This is a genomic window from Candidatus Acidiferrales bacterium, assembly GCA_035934015.1.
Lineage (GTDB): Bacteria > Acidobacteriota > Terriglobia > Acidiferrales > UBA7541 > DAHUXN01.
Genome location: DASYYH010000001.1, coordinates 1 through 20,193, shown reverse-complemented (window position 1 = coordinate 20,193; position 20,193 = coordinate 1). Strand labels below are relative to the sequence as shown.

Here is a 20,193-nt window from a genome sequence, read left to right as displayed (position 1 = left end):
AGGACTCCTGTTTGGTTAGTTCTTCCCGTTCGTGATGTTGATCTTCACCTGCTTGGGCTTGGACTCCGCGCGCTTCGGCAAGGTGACGGTCAGTACCCCTTCCTTATAGTCCGCGTGAATCGCTTCGGTGTTCACCGTGTTTGGCAGGGAAAAGCTGCGGCTGAAGGAGCCATAGGCCCGCTCCATGCGCAGATAGTTCTCCTCTTTTACTTTTTGCTCAAACTTGCGGTCTCCGCGGATCGTCAGCATGTTGTTCTCGACCCGGACATCCAATTCCTTTTCGGACACTTCCGGCAGGTCGGCCTTGATCACCAGCTCATTCTCGGTTTCGAAGACGTCAACTGCCGGTGCCCAGGCGGTCAAAGTTTGCTCATCTGTTCCCCCGGCGAATCGGTTCTCAAAAAGGCGATTGAACTGTTCTTGGAGCGAGGAACTGCCGCGAAAAGGCTCCCAACGAGAGATTGAATTCATCTTAAAGCCTCCAAATTAGAATCTAACTGCATTGCATTTATATAATATGAGTCTATAAATGTCAAATATTTTCTTATTCCTTTAGAAACAGCATTTTACTGTGTGCAATACCTATAATACTCTGAAAATCAGACACTTAAGGTAATGAGTTTCAGGCATGGTCAGAAGGATCGTGTGGTCGCGAGCTTGCGTGCGGCGTTCGACGATTTGAAGCAGTTTACGAGCGTCGTTGGCGGCTTCCGCCACGATCTGAAGAAACAGCGGTTCCTGAATATGGTAAGAGCAAGAGCATGTAACGAGAATTCCACCAGGTTTGAGGAGCTTAATGGCGCGAAGGTTGATTTCCTTATAGCCACGGATAGCGGATGGGACGCTGTCGCGGTTTTTGGCGAAGGCAGGAGGATCGAGGATAACCATATCGAATTTGCGGCCGGACTCGTCATAGGCCTTGAGGACGTCAAAGGAATTGGCCTCTCGGAAGGTCACATTGGAGATTTGATTGAGCTCCTGATTGCGGCGAGCGATGGCGATGGCAGCATTGGAAAGATCGACGCCCTCGACATGTGCAGCGCGGGAAGCGATGGTTAAAGCGAAACCGCCATGATAGGTGAAGCAATCAAGGACTTCGCCAGATGCGTAGGTGGCCGCGACGGCGTGGTTTTCACGCTGGTCGAGAAATGCGCCTGTCTTTTGCCCTTTGTACAGATCGTGGACAAAGCGAACGCCATTTCGCGATGCGACGACTTCCTCCGGAACCTCTCCGGAGAGGAGCGAAACGCGGCGGTCGAGGCCTTCGAGTTCGCGGACGCGCGGATCATTTCGCTCCAGGATGCCGTGAGGCGAGAAAAGTTCCGTGAGAATCGAGACGAACTCCTCTTTGCGGCGCTCTGTTCCCTGACTCAGGGTCTGGATGACGAAGAAATCGGCGTAGCGGTCGACAATCAGCGATGGGAGCAAGTCTGCTTCACTGTAGATGAGGCGGCAGGCTTCTGTATTTTCGACGACAAGCTTGCGAAATTCAGCGGCGGCCTGGATGCGGGCGACGAAAAATGCGCGATCAACGGCGACATCGTCGCGCGTGAGGAGGCGAACGGCGATCTGCGAGCGCGTGCTATAAAAGGCATGGCCGACGAAGTTGCCACGCTCGTCCTTGACCGGAACGATGTCGCCGCTTTCGGCTTCGGCGGAGCGCACATCGCTGCGATAGACCCATAGATGACCAGTACGAATGCGGTCAGCGCCGCGCTGGCTAATCGTTACCAGGCCTTTGGCCATAAAGCCTCGGTGAAGCATTCCATTAGGAGCTTCGCTACAATAGCGGTCCGCAGGCCACGCACACTAGCCACCGAAATGACGATTTCGGGGGCGACCGGGTTTCTTTGGAAGATGTCATAGCATACTTCGGGCACACGCGCCAATGCCGAGCGCAGCCTTTTGAGTCAAGGCCCGCAGCAGGCACTACGATGAACCTTAGCGACTTTGACTACAACTTGCCTCCGGAGCGGATTGCACAGTGGCCGCTTGAAGAACGGGACGCCTCGCGTCTGTTGGTTCTTGAACGGAAAACGCGGGAATGGGAGGACCGCCAGTTTCGGGAATTTCCGGAGCTGCTTCGTGGCGACGAATTGGTGGTGATCAACGACGCGCGCGTCCTTCCCGCGAGGCTCTGGGGGCATCGAAAAGGAATTCACGCGCAACCCTTGGGGAAGAATAACCCGATTCGCGGGGAAAACCTGCGTTCAAAGATAGAGGTATTGTTGTTGCGCTCGTGTGGAGCGGACGAATGGGAAGCTATGGTGCGGCCAGGGCGCAAAATTCCCGTTGGCGAGGTGATTTATTTTGGGGACAGCGAACTGGAAGCGGAAGTGATCGGACGCGGGGATTTCGGTGTGCGAAGACTGAAGTTCCGTGGCGCGGGCGATCTGCGGGCGGAAATCGAAAGGCTCGGGCATATTCCTCTGCCGCCCTACATCAAGCGCGAAGATGCTCCGATGGATCGTGAGCGTTATCAGACGATTTTCGCACGGCAAGGCACAGCTGTTGCGGCACCCACGGCGGGGCTGCATTTCACACCGACGATTTTTTCGCGAATGCGCGAGCGCGGAATCGAAATCGCGGAGATTACGCTGGATGTGGGCCTGGGAACCTTCGAGCCAATTCGCACGGAGCGGCTGGAGGAGCACCGGATTCACACGGAGTCTTATGAAATTTCCGAGTCCACGGCGGCGGCAGTGGAGCGGGCTCGCGCGGAGGGCAGGCCGATCGTGGCCATTGGCACGACCGTGGTTCGCTGCCTGGAAGACGCCGCCGAGAAACAAGCCGCTCGTACACCGGCGAACGGCAATCGAGTGGTTCACGCAGGGCGCGCCGAGGCGGATATTTTTCTATTTCCTGGCAAACCATTTCGCGCCGTCAATCAATTGCTGACGAATTTTCATCTGCCGAAATCGAGTTTATTGGCGCTGGTGGCTGCGTTTGCAGGGCGTGAATTTGTATTGCGCGCATATGAGCATGCGGTTGAGGCGCGATATCGTTTCTATAGCTATGGAGATTGCATGTGGATCCGCTGACGCGATTGGATTTTCCCGGCGTCCGAGCCGTTGCCATCGTGCAACGGGGAGTGGCATCGTCTATAATCCAGTTCCTATGAAAGAGGGCGCGCCCCGATGAGGTTCCTGATCTTGAGCGACATTCACGCCAATCTGACGGCGCTGGATACGTCGCTTGCAGAAGCGAAGGGCAAGTGGGAAAAGGCCGTTTGTCTTGGTGACGTTGTCGGCTACGGGCCAGACCCGAATGAAGTGATCGACCGGATCCGCGAATTGGATGCCGTGACGATTCGCGGGAATCATGACAAAGTGGGTTGCGGGCTGACCAGCGCGGATGATTTCAATCCCATTGCACGCGCGGCGGTGATGTGGACGCGAGAGCAGCTTCGCCCGGAGAACCGGGAATACCTGGAAAAATTGCCGACAGGTCCGGTTTCGGTAAACGGCTTTTCACTGGTACACGGAGCGATTCCCGATGAAGATGAATACGTCGTTGCACCCGCGCAGGCGCTCGATTCGCTTCTGGAAGCGCCCTCGCCGTTGACGTTTTTCGGGCACACGCATTTGCAGGGCGGGTTCTCACTGGGCGCGGACAACAAAGTGCAGGCATTGCGTTTTCGTCCTGCGGACGGCGAAAAATTCATGACGCTCGGGCTAGAGAAAGGAACAAGTTACTTGCTCAACCCAGGTTCGATCGGGCAGCCGCGAGACGGCGATCCTCGCGCGGCATTTGCGATTGCCGACACGGAGCGCAACGACGTGGAGTTCTGGCGCGTGCCATACGAAGTGGAATCGGTCCAGCAGCGCATGGAGAAGGCCGGGCTGCCGGAGCCGCTGATTTTGCGGCTTTCGTTTGGCCGTTAGGCTGAGGGCAGCGCGAGGCAGCGGAAGAAATAAAGAGCAAAGAAGAGGATCAGGGCGAAACGATGATTTCCGACGAGAATCAGGATAAGGGACGCTTCGGCGCGGCGTTTCTGATCGGCGTTGTGATTGTGCTCGTGATTTTCGGAGGATTTTATCTTGCGATGCGATCTTCGCCGAATGGCGCGCCGCCGGAAAAGCAGGCGCCGCTGGTTTTTGGCGCCGCAGAGCAAGCCTACGCGCCAAACCTCATCTTCGATAACTTGAATATGTCGGCGTTCGAGAACATGTTTCATCAAAAAGTCATCTACCTAAACGGGAACATTTCAAACAAAGGCACGCGCACGGTGCGAGCGGCGCAGGTCACGGTGGAGTTCTACGACGCAAGTCATAAGCTCGTGCTGAGCGAGAAGCATCGCATCGTGGGCGACGGAACAATGCCGCTCGGAAGCGGCGAGAACCGGGATTTTCAGATTGGCTTCGAGACGATTCCGGATTCCTGGAATCATGTGTTTCCGGCGATCCACATCACGGGACTCGACCTCGAATAGAGTTTCCGTGGAAAACCGGCGAAACTGAATACGGCAACCCCTTCATGGATGATTGGAGCCATCTCGAGCAAGCCCTCGAGCAACTCACTGCTTCGGGTCCCGTGGAAGTGCACGAAGACGGGGAGTGGCTCGCGGCGCTCGATGGTTTTCGAAGCGAAGTTCGGCCCCAGGGGAAACAGGCGCTGATTCATCTGTGGTCTTCCGAAGGCAATCTCGTGCGACGAATCGTGCGGGTTACCGCCTGCCAGCGATCCCACATTCAACTGGAAGTGCAGCGATTTGGACGCGCCAAACCGGCGCGTTTGGAGTTTCTCGGCTCCGAAAACAAACGCCCGGCGGCGCGCACGATGCGCGAACAATTTCGCGCGCGGTTCGCGAGGATGCTGGCGGAGCAATTTCCTGACGCGCGCGTCGAAACGCTAACTACAGCGGCGGACTTGAAGCGGTCTTTTTCGCCGCTGTATGCACGCGCCGTGATGACGGAAGGACGGTCATCCTGGGCCGTGATGGGCGCGTCACGCTCAGAGAGTGCGGCGGCCTTTGAGGACATGCTTGCGTTCGGCCTGCTGTGGCTCGATTGGACGCGCAGCCATGCGGAACGCCGCGCGGTCGAAGGCTTGCGGCTATTTCTTCCGGAGGGGCATGGGCGCGTCACGCTGGAACGCTCCCATGCGCTGCGAGTAACGGTCGGGCTCGATGTATACGAATACAGTGAGCGCGGCGGGCGCACCGCCAAGATGGACTCCTCAAGGCACGGAAATGTGGAAAGTTGGCTCACGCCGCGCGGCGAAGTGGAGATGACCCTCGCCGCGGCCCAGGATGCCATTGACCGTGTTCGCGGACTTCTACCGGAAGAACCGGATTCAATTGAAGTTTCCGTGCCGCGCGGAACACGGGACGTCTCTTTCCGTTTTCGCGGGCTAGAATTCGCGCGTTGGGGTCAGGGGCAAGTGCTCTTCGGAACTGGGGACGAGTGCCAGCCGCTTGGCAATGCGAATGCGGGCAAGTTGAAAGCCCTGCTCGACGAACTGGCACTGAAGCGAAGCCCAGTCGCGACAAACACGCATGAACCGCTTTACCGCGCCGCGCCGGAGCGCTGGCTCGAGGCAGTGGTGCGCGCTGATCCAACACGGCTGGATGCGCAACTCGACCCAAGATATTTCTACTCTCAAGTGCCGGCGCTTGCCGCAGGCGATCGAGGCGTAATTGACCTGCTCGGCGTCACGAGGCAAGGGCGGCTCGTGGTGATCGAATTAAAAGCGTCGGAGGATTTACAGCTTCCGCTGCAGGCCGTGGATTACTGGCTGCGCGTACGGCGGCATCTGGCCGAAGGCAATTTCCATCGCTATGGCTATTTCCCGGGAATCGAATTTAAGAACGAGCCGCCGTTGGTCTGGTTGGTGGCGCCGAGTCTGCGGTTCCATCCTGCAAACGAAGTCATCTTGCGATATCTCTCGCCGGAAATGCAGATCTCGCGCATTGGATTAAACGAGAACTGGCGACGAGGCGTGAAAGTGGTTTTCCGGCAGTAAACCGCAAGGCAAAAGGTCTTTCGGCAAAGCCCCGGAAAAGTAGAAGGGAAGTAGCCTCAGGTTACCCTGCGCTTGCTTCCCGGGGTGTGTCCTAGAAGTGAATTTACATATATAGATGCGAAAAATCCGCATAGGTTGCCACGGCCAATGGATGACATAAGGAAATAGCGATTCGAAAGGATTTTTATTTGCTGTGGGGTAGCAGATCTCAATAAAACAAGTACTTCCGCCACTTCTCGTCCTTATGTCCAATCAAACGCATAAGCTGGCGCGAAGTGTGAAGCGTGAAAGGCCGGGGACGGCGAGCCAGCTTGAGGCCGGCTTCTTCCGGCGTGCGGTCGCCCTTGCGGTTATTGCACTGGTAGCAGCAGGCCACAAGATTTTCCCACGAAGAGCGGCCGCCGCGTGAGCGCGGCAGGACGTGATCCAAAGTAAGTTCGGAAGCCGAAAAAGCTTGGCCGCAGAACTGACAGGTATTGCGATCGCGCAAAAGGATGTTTTTCCGCGAAAGGGCCCGGCTCTGCTGCGGGATGTGCCGATAGCTCAGCAAGCGGATGACCGACGGCACGGGAACGGCTCGCGTCGTGGAGTGAACTTCCCCGGACTGTGTCTCTTCCGCCTGAGCTACGCCTTTGAGCATCAGCACCAGAGCGCGGCGAACGGCTGTTACGTTGATGGGCTCGAAGGTGGCATTGAGTACGAGCACCGGGGCCTGCATCAAGGACGCCCGGCGAGGCGCGGAGGTTTGCTCCGGACGAATTGCTCCTCCACCGGACAAGTTACCAGTCATCGAAATCTTTGGCCGTGGCCGAAGAACGTTCGCCGGTTTGTGCCGATGATCCATAAGTTTCAGCTCGAAACGGCTCGCCTCGCGAGAGGCGCCTAAACCACAACTAGCGCAATCCGATGCTCATCAATTAGATGCAGCGCGAACCTCTGCGGTTTGGACCGGTTGGCCCACCCTGCCGGAAAAAGCGCTTCCGCTCGAAACCACTCTGGCCACCGTCAAGCCAATTACGGATTTCGCTCCGGCGGCCTTCAAAGCCCGGGCGCAGGCATCAAGCGTAGCGCCCGTCGTAAATACATCATCTATCAGCAACACGCGAAGGTTGTCAACTCGCGCGCCCTTGCGCATTTCGTAAGCGCCACGGACCGTGAGCCATCGCTCGCGGCGCGACAGCAAGAGGCGAGCTGGGCGAGGTTTGGTGCGAACCAGGAGGTAGGTGCCAAGCGGCAAGGCAAGACTGCGGGCCAGAGGACGAGCAATCAATTCGGCTTGGTTGTAGCCACGCTCCCGCAGCCGCGCGGGATGCAAGGGAACCGGCACAAGGACGTCCGCGACGAAAGTTTCCGGCTCGGAGCGAATGCGTTCTTTCAGGCGCGCCGAGAACCAGCGCCCTAGGGGCATAAGATTTTCGTACTTGAGCAAACTGATGGCGCGCGCCATGGGTTCACTGTATTCGCCATAGCTGCGCGCGAGGTCAAACGCGTATACGCCTCGGCGGCAAGCGAAACACCGCGGTTCGGCGGCATCGAGGGCGACCTCGGAGACGAATGGGCGGCCGCAGGACAAGCAGCAAGGGCCGCGAAATGGCTTGAGAGAAGTCAGGCAATCTTCACAAATGGGCAGCAAACTCGCGGTATCGAGAATTTGATCGCAGATCTGGCAGGGCGCCGGGAAAAAAACTGACGAGAGGGCATCGATGGCGTGGCGAAGTTTCACGGATGGTCTTATTTACCGATGCAAGACGACTTAAATTTATACTAATCTGCATCATCTGGACATAGCGTTTTCGTCGCGAGGTGTGGACGGGATCGGTGAATCGGTGCGGGACGGTTGCTCGCGGAATGCACACCGAACCACGCGAGGGTTCACGGCAGGGGATTCAGAAAACCTGGTTAGGTCAGCAAACCTTTCTCCTGTTTTTCCTGACAGGAGATGCAGTAGCGCGTCCAAGGCACAGCTTCAAGGCGCTTCTGTTGAAGCTCCTCCTCACACTGAACGCATTGCCCGAAGGTTCCCTCGCGGATGCGCTCCAGGGCTTCATCGACCAAGGCGAGGAGCGCGCGGTCATTGTGCGTCTGGCCGAAGAGGAATTCCTTGGTGTAGGAGTTGGCGGCTTTGTCGGCGAGGTCCACAGTGGGATCTTCATCGGCTTCGCGGCCTTCCTGGCCGGTACGGGCAATGGCCTTCAGCAGTTCTTCGCGGCGCGCTTGAAGTTTCTTTTTGTAGTAGTCCAGCCTCTTCTTATCCACGGTTCGGGTCCTCAGAGGGCCACCGGCCCCACAACTAAATCAGACGATTGTAGCGGCGGCTCTTTCCATTGTCAATTCGGCCAGCCAGCGCTTACTCAGGAGTTGGTTAGATGACGCGAGAATGAAATCGGTTACTCCGCGAAACGATCAGGCGCGCCGCGAATCGGCGGGCTGTGGCGGGTATGCAAAATGAAAAGCGAGAAACAATAACCCCATGACAACGAAACACACCGCGCTGGCTTCAGGGCCGACCGTTCCTCCGGTCAGCCACTGAGGACCGTGAAACGCGGAGTGCAGCAACTGGCCGGGCGCGACGAGGCCGCTATTCGGCACGCCGAACACGAAGGTTTCCGCGTAATCCCATGCGGCATGGAGACCGACGGCGAACCAGATTGTGCCGGTGCGGCGGAGCGTAAAGCAAAAGAAGAAACCAATCGTCGCGGCGGAAAGTGCGCCAGCCCAGCCCTCGCCCGCGTTGCTCAAATGCAAGGCGCCAAAAAGCAACGAAAGCAGGATGGCTGCTGGCCAGAATCCCATTCCTTGCGTAAGCGTGAATTGGCTGTAGCCGCGAAACAAGAATTCCTCGGAGAAGCCGGTCAGAAGAAACGCAAGCCCCCACAGCACTGCGTAGCTGACTAATGTTGCTCCCGAAAGCGTGATTTTCCCGAAGGATAATCCGTGAAACGCAGCGATCAACAAGAGGACAACGGCGATGGCGACGAAGCCCCAAATCACGCCTTCCCAGAAACGACGCCCGAAAGCCTCGCGCAGCGGCAATCCGTACTGTCCTGGAGGGCGACTTTCGATTTTCGACATTAACAGGGCAGCGGCAATCAGACCGATAACCGTCGCTGCTTCCTCAGCCAACATATAAGGAGCCGTAAATGGAAGGGTTTTCGGGATGATGCCGGGATTTTGCTTCATGTACACAACCAGAATCGGGACAGCGGCGATGGTCAGGACAACGAAGAATATGGCGGCGAAAATCAGACATCGCCAGCCCGCGCGGATGCCTTCGCGAGAAACAAAAACGTTTGTGATGCGATCTTCGATTCCCACCGAGCCATTCGGGGGCGGCGCTGATTGTGTCGCCTGTGGGGGCATTGCCATCTGTAACTCCTTGCGGCGCGCTACATTAACGCCGCCCGAACTGCCTGCGACTAAATTCAGCTCAATTCAAAATCATACGTGAATGGTGCCGAGGGGGCCAGAAAAGAGCGGGGCTCTTGTGCGGTTGCGGCACTCCCGCGCGACTGATAGAATTCCATCTTTGCGCGGGTCGAACGTGGTGCGCTGTGTCCCGCAGCGATGAATCCCCTTCAGAATAACAGCGCGAGCGGGCCGAGCGCCCGCCAGGGAGGAATAGTTTGGCCAAATACGATCTTGCCATCATAGGAAGCGGCCCCGGAGGATACGTCGCGGCAATTCGCGCGGGACAATGGGGCCTGAAGACCGTCGTCATCGAGAAAGATCCGTTTCTCGGTGGCACCTGCCTGCACATCGGCTGCATTCCGACCAAGGTTTTGCTTCACCATGCTGAATTGTACGAGGATTTCCAGCGCGCGTCGGAATTTGGCTTCGAAGTCAAAGAAGTGAAAGTGAATTGGCCGGCGATGATCGCGCGCAAGACGAAGATCGTCAATAAACACGCCAAGGGCATCGAGTTTCTCTTCAAGAAAAACAAAGTGGAGTCGATGCAAGGCTGGGGCCAAATTGTCGGACGGGGGCGCGTTTCCGTGGAGAAGGACGGCAAGAAAACGGAAATTGAAGCTGCCAACATTATGCTCGCCTCGGGCTCCGATTCGCGCTCGCTGCCTGGCATCACCATCAACAACCAGGACATTCTGGACAATCGCGGCATGCTCGATATGCCTTCGATTCCCAAGTCGCTTGTCATTGTGGGCGCTGGCGCAGTGGGCGTGGAGTTCGCTTCGATTTACAAAACATTTGGCACGGACGTCACGATTCTCGAAAAGCTGCCACGCATGGTGCCGCTCGAGGATGAAGAAATTTCCGCGGAGCTGGGCAAAGCGTTTCGCAAGCGCGGCATTCGATTTGAACTGGAAGCCGGCGTTGAATCGGTGAAGAAGGATGCGAAAGGCATGAGCGTCGCATTCAAGGACAAGGCCGGCAAACTTCAGAACATTTCCGCCGAAAAAGTGTTAATTGCGGTCGGGCGCAGGCCGGTCACAGAAAATGTTGGCTTGGAGAAAACTGCCGCGAAGGTCGAACGCGGATTTGTTCACACCAATGGCTACATGGAAACCGCCGAGCCGCATCTGTACGCGATCGGCGACATCGTCGCCGGCCTGCCGCAACTGGCGCACGCCGCTTCGATGGAGGGAATTATTGCCGTTGGGCGTATGGCCGGAAAACCGGTGCAGCCTTTCGACCGCCTGCGCTGTCCGAATTGTACCTTCTGTGATCCACAAATCGGGTCGATTGGATTAACCGAAAAGCAGGCGCGCGATGCCGGCCACAAAGTGAAAACAGGGAAATTCCCATTCGTGGGGAACAGCAAGTCATCGATTTTGGGACGTCATGAAGGATTCATCAAAGTCGTGGCGGACGAGAAGTACAATGAGGTCCTGGGCGTGCATTCGATTGGTTCGCTCTCGACGGAAATCATCGCTGAGGCGACAACCGCATTGCAGCTCGAAGGCACGATTGACGACATGATGGCGATGATCCACGCGCATCCGACCGTTTGGGAAGCGATGGGCGACGCGTTCAATTCCGTGATGGGCTTGACGATCAACGCTTAGGATGCTTGCAGTGTCGCAACGTGCGGGAGCGGGTTGCCAAAGGATGAAAGAGAAGTGACGGCGCACGACAAAACGTGCTGGGTTGTCGATTTGGGACTGATGCAATACGGTCCCGCCTTCGATTTGCAGCGGAAGCTCGTTGCCGCGCGCAGAGCCGATGCTGTGCCGGACGTTTTACTTTTGTGCGAGCATCCGCACGTCATCACGCTCGGGCGCAACGGGCATCAGGAAAATCTGCTGGCATCGTCACATTTGTTGCGGCAGATGGGCGTCGAATTTCACGCTACCGATCGCGGGGGCGACATCACCTATCACGGGCCGGGACAGATCGTTGGCTATCCAATCCTGAATCTCGCCGCGATCCGGCGTGACGTTGCATGGTATGTGCGCCAGTTGGAAGAGGCGATGATCCGCGCGACGGCGGAATTCGGAATTGAGACAGGTCGTAAAGCGGGCTTGACGGGCGTTTGGGTCGATGTTCTTTCCGGCGGCATGAATGGTAATGCGTCAGAAAAGCTCGCAGCCATTGGCGTGCATTTGAGCCGATGGGTTACTTCGCACGGATTCGCTTACAATGTCTCGACGGATTTGCGCTACTTCGATTTGATCGTTCCGTGCGGCATTCCCGATAAGCGAGCGACGTCGCTCGAGCGATTGCTGGGGCGAGCAGTCAGCCGCGAGGAAGTTGCGCCGCGAATTGTTTTCCATCTAGGAGAGATTTTCGGACGCAAGATGCAATTGGTAGCGCGCGAAACATTGGAAGAGGTTTTGCGGGAACACGAAACGCCCGTGGCGCACGTGGGCACCTGAAAAAGAAGCAGTGCCACGAGCCCAAAAATGAGAACTCGGCGGTATCGCGGAACGAGCCGGAGTAGGATAATGGGAAGTCGCGCAGGGAGCAGAATATGAGCTATCCGCTCACGAGGGATCAGCACCTCGAACTTTATTACTACATGAAGTTGAACCGCATGCTGGATGAGCAGCTCGTCCGGCTGTTTCGGCAAAACAAAGTTGTCGGCGGGCTGTATTCGAATCTGGGACAAGAGGCAACCTCCGTGGGCACGGCGTATGCGCTTGAGAAGCGCGACTGGATTGCGCCGATGATTCGCAACGTCGGCGGCCTGCTCGTGAAGGGCTACAAACCGGCCGATATCCTGATGCAATACATGGCGCGCTACGATTCGCCGACAAAGGGCAAGGACGGCACGAGCCACTTCGGGGATCTCAAGGGGCGGCACGTCGTTTCGCCGATTTCCATGCTTGGCGATCTGGTTCCGGTGATGACCGGCGTCGCCATCGCGGGACGCTATCTCGGCCAAAACATCGTGGCCATGACGTGGGTCGGCGACGGCGCGACGTCCACAGGAGCGTTCCACGAAGGATTGAATTTCGCCGCGACGCAGCACGCACCGCTTGTGCTCGTTGTCGAAAACAATCAGTGGGCTTATTCGACGCCCGTGGCAAAACAGGTACCGATTCACGATCTGGCCGACCGCGCGAAGGCCTACGGCATCGCAAGCTCTATCGTGGACGGCAATGATGTGGTCGCCGTTTACCAGGCCACGAAGGAAGCCGTGGACCGCTGCCGCGCGGGCAAAGGGCCGGTGCTGATCGAGTCGAAGACCATGCGCATGAAGGGCCACGCGCAGCACGATCCGGCGGAGTACGTGCCGAAGAAAATGTTTGAATACTGGGAAGCGCGGGATCCGATTGCGCGCTACGAAAAATATCTTACCCAAAACAATCTTTGGGATGAGAAAACGAAGTCTGAATTCGCGGCGCGCATCGAGAAGGAATTGGAGGCAGCTCTCGACGTCGCCGAGAAATCCCCCTTTCCGCCCCCGGAACTGGCCGAACAGGGCGTTTACTGCGACGGCTGCCACACGATCGAAGCCGAATGGAAGCGGTCTAAAAAAGAAGTCACGCCGCCGCAATCGAGCGTGAAGCCGGAATGGGAAGTCACCGATTTCGGCGGATTTGATTTGGCGTCCACGATGACGAAGCAATCCGCGGCAGCGGGCGCGAATGGCGGCAACGGAGCGAAGTCTTCGAGAACGATTGCTGCAGCGCAAAAATCAGCGGGCAAGTCGAATGGGCGTCCAGAAAAGCCCAAGGTTCCCGCGCGTGTTCCCTTCGGCAGAGGCCCCAAGGGCAAAGAGGGGAGAAAGTAATGGCGCCGGTCACGATGCTCGAGGCGATTCGCCAGGCGATTTTCGAAGAGATGGAACGCGACCCGGCAGTCGTGGCCATCGGAGAAGACATCGGCGTTTACGGCGGCGCATTCAAAGTGACGGCGGGTTTGCTCGAGCGTTTTGGCTGGGAGCGCGTCATCGACACGCCCATCAGCGAAACGGCGATCATCGGCGCAGCCGTGGGCATGAGCTATCAGGGCTTGCGGCCTATCGCCGAACTGCAGTTCATCGATTTCATCGCTTGCTGTTTCAATCAGATTACGAATTTTGTGGCCAAATCGCACTACCGCTGGGGCGCTCCGGTGCCGATGGTGATGCGCGGACCCTCGGGCGGCGGCGTTCACGGCGGGCCTTTCCATTCCGCGAATCCGGAGATGTACTTCGTCCACACGCCGGGGTTGAAGGTGATTTATCCCTCGACCGCCTACGACGCGAAAGGTTTGCTCAAGTCCGCAATCCGCGACAACAATCCTGTGCTATTTCTCGAGCACAAATTCTTGTACCGGCGGATCAAAGAAGAGCTGCCCGAGGACGATTACACGGTGCCCATCGGCAAAGCCATCGTCCGGCGCGAGGGCCGCGATCTGACGATCGTCACTTATGCGGCGATGATGCATAGCTCTCTCGAAGCGGCGGAGACGCTCGCCAGGGAGGGAGTCGACGTGGAAGTCATCGACCTGCGCACGCTGCTGCCGCTCGACAAAGAAACGATTTTGCAGTCGGTGAAGAAGACGAACAAACTGCTGATTGTTCATGAAGACACGCGCACTGGCGGCATTGCCGGCGAAATCGCCGCAGTGGCCTGCGAAGGAGCGTTCGAGGATTTGGATGGGCCGGTTCTGCGCGTGACGGCGAAGGATTCGCCGGTGCCATTCTCGCCGCCGCTCGAAGAGCGCTTTTTGCCCAACGTGAACGATATTCTTTCCGCGGCGCGCGAGCTGGCCGCGTATTGAGATTCGGGTTTTGATTCGAAGGAGAGACTGATGTCAACGAACGTAATCATGCCTCAGATGGGGGAAAGCATTTTTGAGGGGACAATCACCAAGTGGCTGAAGAAGCCCGGCGAGAAGGTCGAGCGCGACGAGCCGCTCTTCGAGATTTCCACTGACAAGGTGGACGCGGAAATTCCATCGCCCGCAGCCGGAGTGCTGAAGGAGATCAAAGTCTCCGAGGGCCAGACGGTACCGATTCAGACCGTCGTCGGCGTGATTGACGGCGATGGCGCTGGCGCTGGCGCTGCAACGGCGGCGCCCGCACCGGCGCCTGCAAAGCCGCAGGCGAAAGAGGAACCCATGCACTTGGGCGAACCAACCAAGGCCGAGGCGGCGAAACCCGTTCCAGTGGCTCCGGCGCCGCGTCCGGCTCCCGTTGCGGCGGCGGGTACGGCGGCTCCGCCGCAGCGTCCCGGCACAGAAAAAATTCGCAGCTCACCCCTGGTTCGGCGCCTTGCCCGGGAGAACAACATCGATTTGACGCAAGTGCCCGGAACAGGTGCGGGTGGCCGAGTCAGCAAACGCGACATTCTTTCCGCCATCGAAGGCGGCGGCGCGCGGGGCCAGCAATCTCCCGCAGCCGCATATGCCTCTGCGGCGCGTCCGGCAGCAGTACCGCCGGCGGGAGGGGCGCAAGCACACGCAGCTTTCGAGTCGGCCGTGCCGCGTGAGCGCATGTACTTTGGAAATTACAGCGTCGAACCCATGTCCGTGATGCGGCAGAAAATTGCTGAACACATGGTGCTCTCGAAGCGCGTTTCTCCGCACGTCTATTCCATCGACGAAGCGGACGTTACGGGCTTGGTCAAGCTGCGCAACCAGAAGAAGGACGAATTCGAGCGCACGACCGGCTCGAAGCTCACCTTCATGCCGTTCTTCATCCGCGCCGCCGTCGAGGGTTTGCGTGCCTTCCCCACGGTGAATTCGTCCGTGGATGGAACCAACATCGTTTACCACCGCGAATGCAACATCGGCATCGCCGTGGCTCTCGATTGGGGGCTGATCGTTCCTGTGGTGAAGAACGCCGAGGAGAAAAATTTCCTCGGTTTGCAGCGCGCCATCAACGACCTTGCCGAGCGCGCCCGCTCGAAGCGCCTCAAGCCCGAGGAGGTTCAGGAAGGGACTTTTTCGATCACCAATCCCGGCGTTTTTGGCGGCCTCATGGGCTTGCCGGTGATCAGCCAGCCGAACGTGGCGATTCTGGGCCTCGGAACGATCGAAAAGCGGCCGGTGGTTGTGGACGACGCCATCGCCATCCGCTCGATGGTCTATCTGACGCTGAGTTACGATCACCGCGTGGTGGACGGCGCCATCGCCCACCAGTTCATGGGGAAGATCAAACACTTCCTCGAGAACTGGAGCGAGAGCGTCCTGTAGGGTTCCCCAGCCAGTCTCTCCGGCGGGGCGGGATTCGCGTTCTCGCCCCGCTTTTCTTTTGTGCGGGAATATCGCGAAGCGCTACCGCAGCTGGACCCGCAGGCGCTCAGCAAAGATCTCCGCCTGCGCCAGAGGAACCATGGCAATCTTCTGTTCGTCAAAAAGCCGCACAATGAACTGATGGCGCGGGTTATCGCGTTCTGGCGCGGCTTCCGTGATGGCCGTGAATTCCGAATTCGCCTGCTCGCCTGGGCGAGCCTGCCGCGCGCGAATACGCTCCGCCGTGTACGCGAGTACCTTGGCCTGTGCGGGATCGCGGCCGAGCGAAAATGCCTGCAGATATCCGCGTGTGCCGTTGTACCGGTAAGCGTAATCGATGCGCAGCGGATCCCCCGGCTGCGTGAATTGCTCCGCCTTTACGTTTTTTTCCATTTTCGCCAGGATGCGGTGGCGCCTGAAAATGTCGTTGAGGCGCGTGCGAATCCAGGCGCGCGTGCTTTCCAGAATGGCGGCGCCGCGGCTCTGGCGGGGGGGCACGGCGACGTGGTCGCGGTACAAGCGGTCAAGTTCCGCCTCGAAATCTTCGGCCAGAACAGCCTTGCGCGGGCTGAGCTGCAGCGTGTTCGAAAGGGTTTGTTCCATCCTTTCGATCCACGCTCCGCTCGCGCCCGTGGCCGCCAGCTGCGTATCGAACTCCGAGGGCAAGGAGCGCAGCAGGTTTTCATCGGCAGCCGGGTGCAACCTGCGTACACGCGCCAATTCGGAGGATTCTTCAATCAGCCGCGCGCGGGCCTGCTGTTTCCGCGGATCTTCGAGCACAATGCCGATGTTGACCCACTCATCGCGGATCAGATTCGGCGTATAGCGCAAGACGCGGTACGTCAGCGTGTTTCGTTCGGGCATGATTCACGTCCAATTGGGGAAAGGCACGTGCGTGGAATTTTTCGCGCTCTGAATCAGTTCCCGCACCCGCTTTCGCCGGCGCAAAAGTTGCTCCATCATGCGGTAGAGTGCTTCCTGGTCGAAATTATACCACTCGGGCGGAATCTCCCGGGCGATCTCGTCCAGCACGTCTTCCGTAATCCGTTGCTCGATGCGCGCAAGCCAGGGCTCGAAGGCCTCCCAGTCGCCCACTCCTTCATACACTCTGGATCGAGCGTAGATTCCGCGCAGGGGCGCATCCGGGAAATTCCATTCACCGGCATTAAAGCAGAATCCATGGTCGATCATCACCGCGCGGTACCGCTCACTGTCCCGCGCGCGCAGAAAAATCGCCTGACGCCCGTTCGTGTTGCAAGTCCATTTGTCGAAAGCGAGCACACCCGCGAAATCCGCGAGATTCTCGACCTCGCGCAACTGCTCATCAGGCAGGAAGTCGTAAACGGGCGTCCTCGCCGGCTCGCCCGGATACTGCGAGCCGAATTGCAGCCCGGCCGCGCAGGGAATGCGCCCGCGACCCAGCTGGACTACTAGGTCCTCGGTCAGCGCCACCATCTCCGGACGCACTTCGACGACCGCTGCCGTCGCAACCGCCAGCCCAATCCTTGCCGCCAGCCGTGTTCCCAGCAATTCATTCGCCAGAATCCGCGTTCCTTGTGGGTTGTTTTGAAACTTAACGATGTAATAGTTTTCGTCCTCGCACCGCATCAGGTGTGATTGCGCACCGCCGCGCATTCGCCTTATGTGTTCGATCGCCAGCGGCATGGAGCCGCTATGCTAGCTAGAGATTTACGTAGCAGCAAGGGAATCATGCGAAGTCTTGAATCACCGCGGGCCTTCGCATCAAAGCGGGATTCCGTGAGTTCGCTTCGTTTCGAGGATTGCTCAGGGTAAGGAATTGTCTTGCGCCATAAAATCCGTTCGAGGGTCGCTGGCCGCAATCTACACTTTTAACCCGATCCAGCGCATGAGTTCGAGTGCGTTGCTCCTGGGAACGATTCCGTCGCGCAACACATAATCAAAGCTCATCTCTCCATTCCTGATTTGATCTTCAAAATGTGCGTTGCGCATGGCGCCGTCGAATGTCCCGGCGATTTCTGTCAAGGCCAAATCATGCGTCGTCACAATGCCAATCGCATGCCGCTCAACCAGTTGCCGCAACAGCCCTTCGGCGCCAATCGAACGGTCGTGCGAGTTTGTGCCTTCCAGCAATTCGTCGAGCAGAAAGAGCAGGGGCGCCTCGTCTTCCGTGAGGGCGAAGACCTGGCGGATGCGCAGAATCTCCGTATAGAAATTTGAACGTCCCTCCTGCAGTGAATCACTGCTCCGCAGGCGCGTTCCCAGCCGCAGCGGCGAGAGACGCAAAGATTTTCCCCGGATCGGCGCCCCCGCCATTGCCAGCACCGTATTGATGCCCACGGTCCGCAGCAGCGTGCTCTTGCCGGACATGTTCGATCCGCTCACGAGCAGGACGCGCGTTCCTTTGCCGAGTCGAACCGTATTGCGCACGCATCGCGCCGCGGGAATCAGAGGATGACCGAGCTCCTCGCCTGCAAAATACGCTTCCGGTTTCGTCTCTTCAGCAAACTCCGGGAAAGAATCGCCAGGATGCTCGTAGGAATAAGCCGCGAGCGAAAGCAGCGCTTCGATCTCGCCTGCAATTTCGATCCACCGGCACACATGCCGGCCCCAGCGCTGGCGCCACGCCTCCGATGCATATCCGAGCTGCACCGAAGAGAGAAACGGCACCTTCGCCAGCTTCATGCCGTAACTCTCGAGCGCGTCGATCCAGTAGATGAGCCGTGCCAGCCGCGCAATGGCATGCGAAGCCGGTTTGCCCGTGTCCTTCAGTTGATCCTGCAGTTTGGCCAGGCGCTTCGATGCGAAATTCTCGCGCTCGATGCGTGCAAGAATTTGCGAAAAGAGGACCACTCCTTCCGCGTTGCTGCCCATACCGCTGATCGTTGCTTCTGCGTTTTTCCTTAACCATCCATAAATCGCACTATTGATGATCAGCAACGCCAGCAGCGGCCAGAAATCCCCATGGACAAACCAAAAAACAGTCGCCGCGACAGCAAATATTGCCAGCGTCGTGGTAATCCAACGCACGCCGGATTTCGGCAGCATCGCTGGTTTTTCGGCCCACGGTGCCAATTCCTCGGGGCCCAGCCGCGGACGCATGTCCTCACCGATCATCGCCAAATCTTCGCGCAGGTCCACTTTGTCACGAAGTTCGCGAACCAATGCCTGCCGCTCGAGAATCACTGCCACCGGCGATGGCTCGGCAAGCCAGCGAGCCAGACACTTCTCTCCCATAGGCGTCCTTGCCCCGGAAAGCAGTTGAAATAGCCCGCCGCTCCCGAAAATGTCCATGTCGTCCGTGTAGACATGCTTCGGATCGCGGAAGCGCTCGCCCGTCTCGCCGGTTCCGCTCCAGCGATCTTCGATCCGTGCCAGCCCGCGTTCATAAAATGCGGCTGCGATTTCCGCATGCCTCCGTGCGCGAATCACAACCTCGTGCCAGATGGCCAGCGCTGCGTACACAACAACGGGGATAATCACCCAATATCCTGAAATCGCATGTTTCCAAAATGCCAGAATCGCCAGAGCCAAAAACAACGCAATCACAATCAATTTGAAATTCCCAATTCGGATGTGAATGCGTTCTCGTTCTGCACGCATCCGCAGGCGTGCTTCGTGGCGGCGCTTGTATTCATCGGATGGCGAATGCACTGGGTTCAGCCTCTCCGTTCACAGCAATTCCTCGTCTGCTCGTTTTTGAGTGATGTTGGTCCGACGATCTGCTTCGCAAGCGTTATGAGTCTACATCAGACTCATAAGTCGACACACAGCGAGGAAAAAGCGCGGTGGCGCATCCTCCAATGTGCGCGCGTCTGGCCGAGACGGAAAACATTCGATGATGCTATACTTTGCAGGCCATTCAATTTGCCGACCGCGGAGAGGTGGCCGAGAGGCTGAAGGCGGCGGTTTGCTAACGCTAAATCGCCGTTTTGCTAACTGACGGAAAATTCGACTAAATCCCTTTGCCAGCCGTCAGATAGCGCGATTTTCAGTTTTTTGAAGTTCGCTGATTTTTGCCTGTTTTATGCCGTCTAGTGTGACAGTTCTGTGACAGTGGAAGGTTTTGTCCTCTCGCGCACTTGACTGTAACACGCTCAGGATAAACTCGGGTGTAATTCACGCCCGCTGACGAAGTGGTCAGTTCGTTTTCCGCATTGTACGTGAAGGTGATGCCGCCGGTGCCCGGAATCGTATCGAGATTCCCGGCTGCATCGTACGTGTAGCCGCTGATTTGATTGGCCGTGGTCACGCTGATGCTCAAATTGTCTGGCTGCGTGTACGTCAAAAAGATCCGCACCCTTAAACATCAAAGGGTGCGCCACCCACTTCGCAAAATCCCCTGAACGTATCGCTTAGCGTGCGCCACCAATCTCAAACTAACCCGCCAGTAAACGACTCGCAAAAATGGAGATGTCAGGATCAGGGACCGCCGAAGCGCAAACGAGCGGCTCTTTCTGCTGTTTGTGCAACCGGGCGGCGGCGGCAGCACCGAACTTGCGGAAGATCGCATCGGAGCTCTCGAGAGCCTGTCTTATCCTAGCTGGATCCAAGGCGTCATCACTCAGAAGCCAACGAAGACCCTTCAACAGGGTTGGATTCAATGCGTCCTGCCCAGCACAATGGTAC

General features: G+C 57.8%; 20 protein-coding genes. 9 read left to right on the top strand and 11 right to left on the bottom strand.

Going from position 1 to position 20,193, the window contains the following annotated elements:
* Positions 1-15 precede the first annotated feature (15 nt).
* Positions 16-363, bottom strand: coding sequence for an Hsp20/alpha crystallin family protein (locus VGR81_00100; GenBank protein ID HEV2287333.1), 348 nt, complete (start codon positions 361-363; stop codon positions 16-18).
* Between the two features lie 219 nt (positions 364-582).
* A complete protein-coding gene (locus VGR81_00095; GenBank protein ID HEV2287332.1) occupies positions 583-1,746 on the bottom strand; it encodes a class I SAM-dependent rRNA methyltransferase in 1,164 nt (387 codons plus the stop codon).
* Positions 1,747-1,934: 188 nt separating this feature from the next.
* On the opposite strand from VGR81_00095, the gene queA reads away from it, so the two are divergent.
* From queA to VGR81_00075, 4 genes are all read left to right on the top strand, one after another.
* Positions 1,935-3,041, top strand: coding sequence for a tRNA preQ1(34) S-adenosylmethionine ribosyltransferase-isomerase QueA (queA, locus tag VGR81_00090; protein ID HEV2287331.1), 1,107 nt, complete (start codon positions 1,935-1,937; stop codon positions 3,039-3,041).
* 96 nt (positions 3,042-3,137) lie between these two features.
* Positions 3,138-3,884, top strand: a complete 747-nt coding sequence (locus VGR81_00085; GenBank protein HEV2287330.1) for a metallophosphoesterase family protein — start codon at positions 3,138-3,140, stop codon at positions 3,882-3,884.
* A gap of 62 nt (positions 3,885-3,946) precedes the next feature.
* Positions 3,947-4,432 carry an FxLYD domain-containing protein gene (locus VGR81_00080; protein HEV2287329.1) on the top strand — a complete coding sequence of 162 codons (486 nt, stop codon included), beginning with the start codon at positions 3,947-3,949 and terminating at the stop codon, positions 4,430-4,432.
* A gap of 44 nt (positions 4,433-4,476) precedes the next feature.
* Positions 4,477-5,964 (top strand): hypothetical protein, encoded by a 1,488-nt coding sequence (locus VGR81_00075; GenBank protein ID HEV2287328.1) that lies wholly within the window; start codon positions 4,477-4,479, stop codon positions 5,962-5,964.
* Between the two features lie 208 nt (positions 5,965-6,172).
* Here the strand turns inward: VGR81_00075 and VGR81_00070 are convergent, their stop codons facing one another.
* The 4 genes from VGR81_00070 to VGR81_00055 form a co-directional block, all read right to left on the bottom strand.
* Entirely contained in the window at positions 6,173-6,808 is a 636-nt protein-coding gene (locus VGR81_00070) for an HNH endonuclease (GenBank protein ID HEV2287327.1), read from the bottom strand.
* A gap of 69 nt (positions 6,809-6,877) precedes the next feature.
* Entirely contained in the window at positions 6,878-7,687 is an 810-nt protein-coding gene (locus VGR81_00065; GenBank protein HEV2287326.1) for a ComF family protein, read from the bottom strand.
* Positions 7,688-7,863: 176 nt separating this feature from the next.
* On the bottom strand, positions 7,864-8,220 hold the full coding sequence (locus VGR81_00060) for a TraR/DksA family transcriptional regulator (GenBank protein HEV2287325.1): 357 nt from the start codon (positions 8,218-8,220) through the stop codon (positions 7,864-7,866).
* Between the two features lie 147 nt (positions 8,221-8,367).
* Entirely contained in the window at positions 8,368-9,330 is a 963-nt protein-coding gene (locus tag VGR81_00055) for a CPBP family intramembrane glutamic endopeptidase (GenBank protein ID HEV2287324.1), read from the bottom strand.
* A 257-nt stretch (positions 9,331-9,587) separates the two neighbouring features.
* On the opposite strand from VGR81_00055, the gene lpdA reads away from it, so the two are divergent.
* The 5 genes from lpdA to VGR81_00030 all read left to right on the top strand — a co-directional run bounded on the left by lpdA (position 9,588) and on the right by VGR81_00030 (position 15,546).
* On the top strand, positions 9,588-10,985 hold the full coding sequence (lpdA, locus tag VGR81_00050) for a dihydrolipoyl dehydrogenase (GenBank protein ID HEV2287323.1): 1,398 nt from the start codon (positions 9,588-9,590) through the stop codon (positions 10,983-10,985).
* A gap of 54 nt (positions 10,986-11,039) precedes the next feature.
* The gene (gene lipB, locus VGR81_00045) at positions 11,040-11,795 is read left to right on the top strand and encodes a lipoyl(octanoyl) transferase LipB (protein ID HEV2287322.1); all 756 of its coding nucleotides are present in this window, start codon (positions 11,040-11,042) and stop codon (positions 11,793-11,795) included.
* A gap of 95 nt (positions 11,796-11,890) precedes the next feature.
* Entirely contained in the window at positions 11,891-13,156 is a 1,266-nt protein-coding gene (locus tag VGR81_00040) for a thiamine pyrophosphate-dependent dehydrogenase E1 component subunit alpha (GenBank protein HEV2287321.1), read from the top strand.
* A complete protein-coding gene (locus tag VGR81_00035) occupies positions 13,156-14,130 on the top strand; it encodes an alpha-ketoacid dehydrogenase subunit beta (GenBank protein HEV2287320.1) in 975 nt (324 codons plus the stop codon). Before VGR81_00040 ends, VGR81_00035 begins: the two co-directional genes overlap by 1 nt.
* Positions 14,131-14,160: 30 nt before the next feature.
* Complete coding sequence (locus tag VGR81_00030; protein HEV2287319.1) at positions 14,161-15,546, top strand: dihydrolipoamide acetyltransferase family protein; 1,386 nt, start codon at positions 14,161-14,163, stop codon at positions 15,544-15,546.
* Positions 15,547-15,627: 81 nt separating this feature from the next.
* Here the strand turns inward: VGR81_00030 and VGR81_00025 are convergent, their stop codons facing one another.
* From VGR81_00025 to VGR81_00005, 5 genes are all read right to left on the bottom strand, one after another.
* Positions 15,628-16,449, bottom strand: coding sequence for a DUF3037 domain-containing protein (locus tag VGR81_00025; protein ID HEV2287318.1), 822 nt, complete (start codon positions 16,447-16,449; stop codon positions 15,628-15,630).
* A 3-nt stretch (positions 16,450-16,452) separates the two neighbouring features.
* A complete protein-coding gene (locus VGR81_00020; protein ID HEV2287317.1) occupies positions 16,453-17,220 on the bottom strand; it encodes a HipA family kinase in 768 nt (255 codons plus the stop codon).
* A 207-nt stretch (positions 17,221-17,427) separates the two neighbouring features.
* Positions 17,428-19,218, bottom strand: coding sequence for a hypothetical protein (locus VGR81_00015; protein ID HEV2287316.1), 1,791 nt, complete (start codon positions 19,216-19,218; stop codon positions 17,428-17,430).
* Positions 19,219-19,555: 337 nt separating this feature from the next.
* Positions 19,556-19,864, bottom strand: coding sequence for a hypothetical protein (locus VGR81_00010; GenBank protein HEV2287315.1), 309 nt, complete (start codon positions 19,862-19,864; stop codon positions 19,556-19,558).
* Positions 19,865-19,943: 79 nt separating this feature from the next.
* Positions 19,944-20,193, bottom strand: a 250-nt coding sequence (locus tag VGR81_00005) for a hypothetical protein (protein HEV2287314.1), incomplete at its 5' end; no start/stop codon positions are given.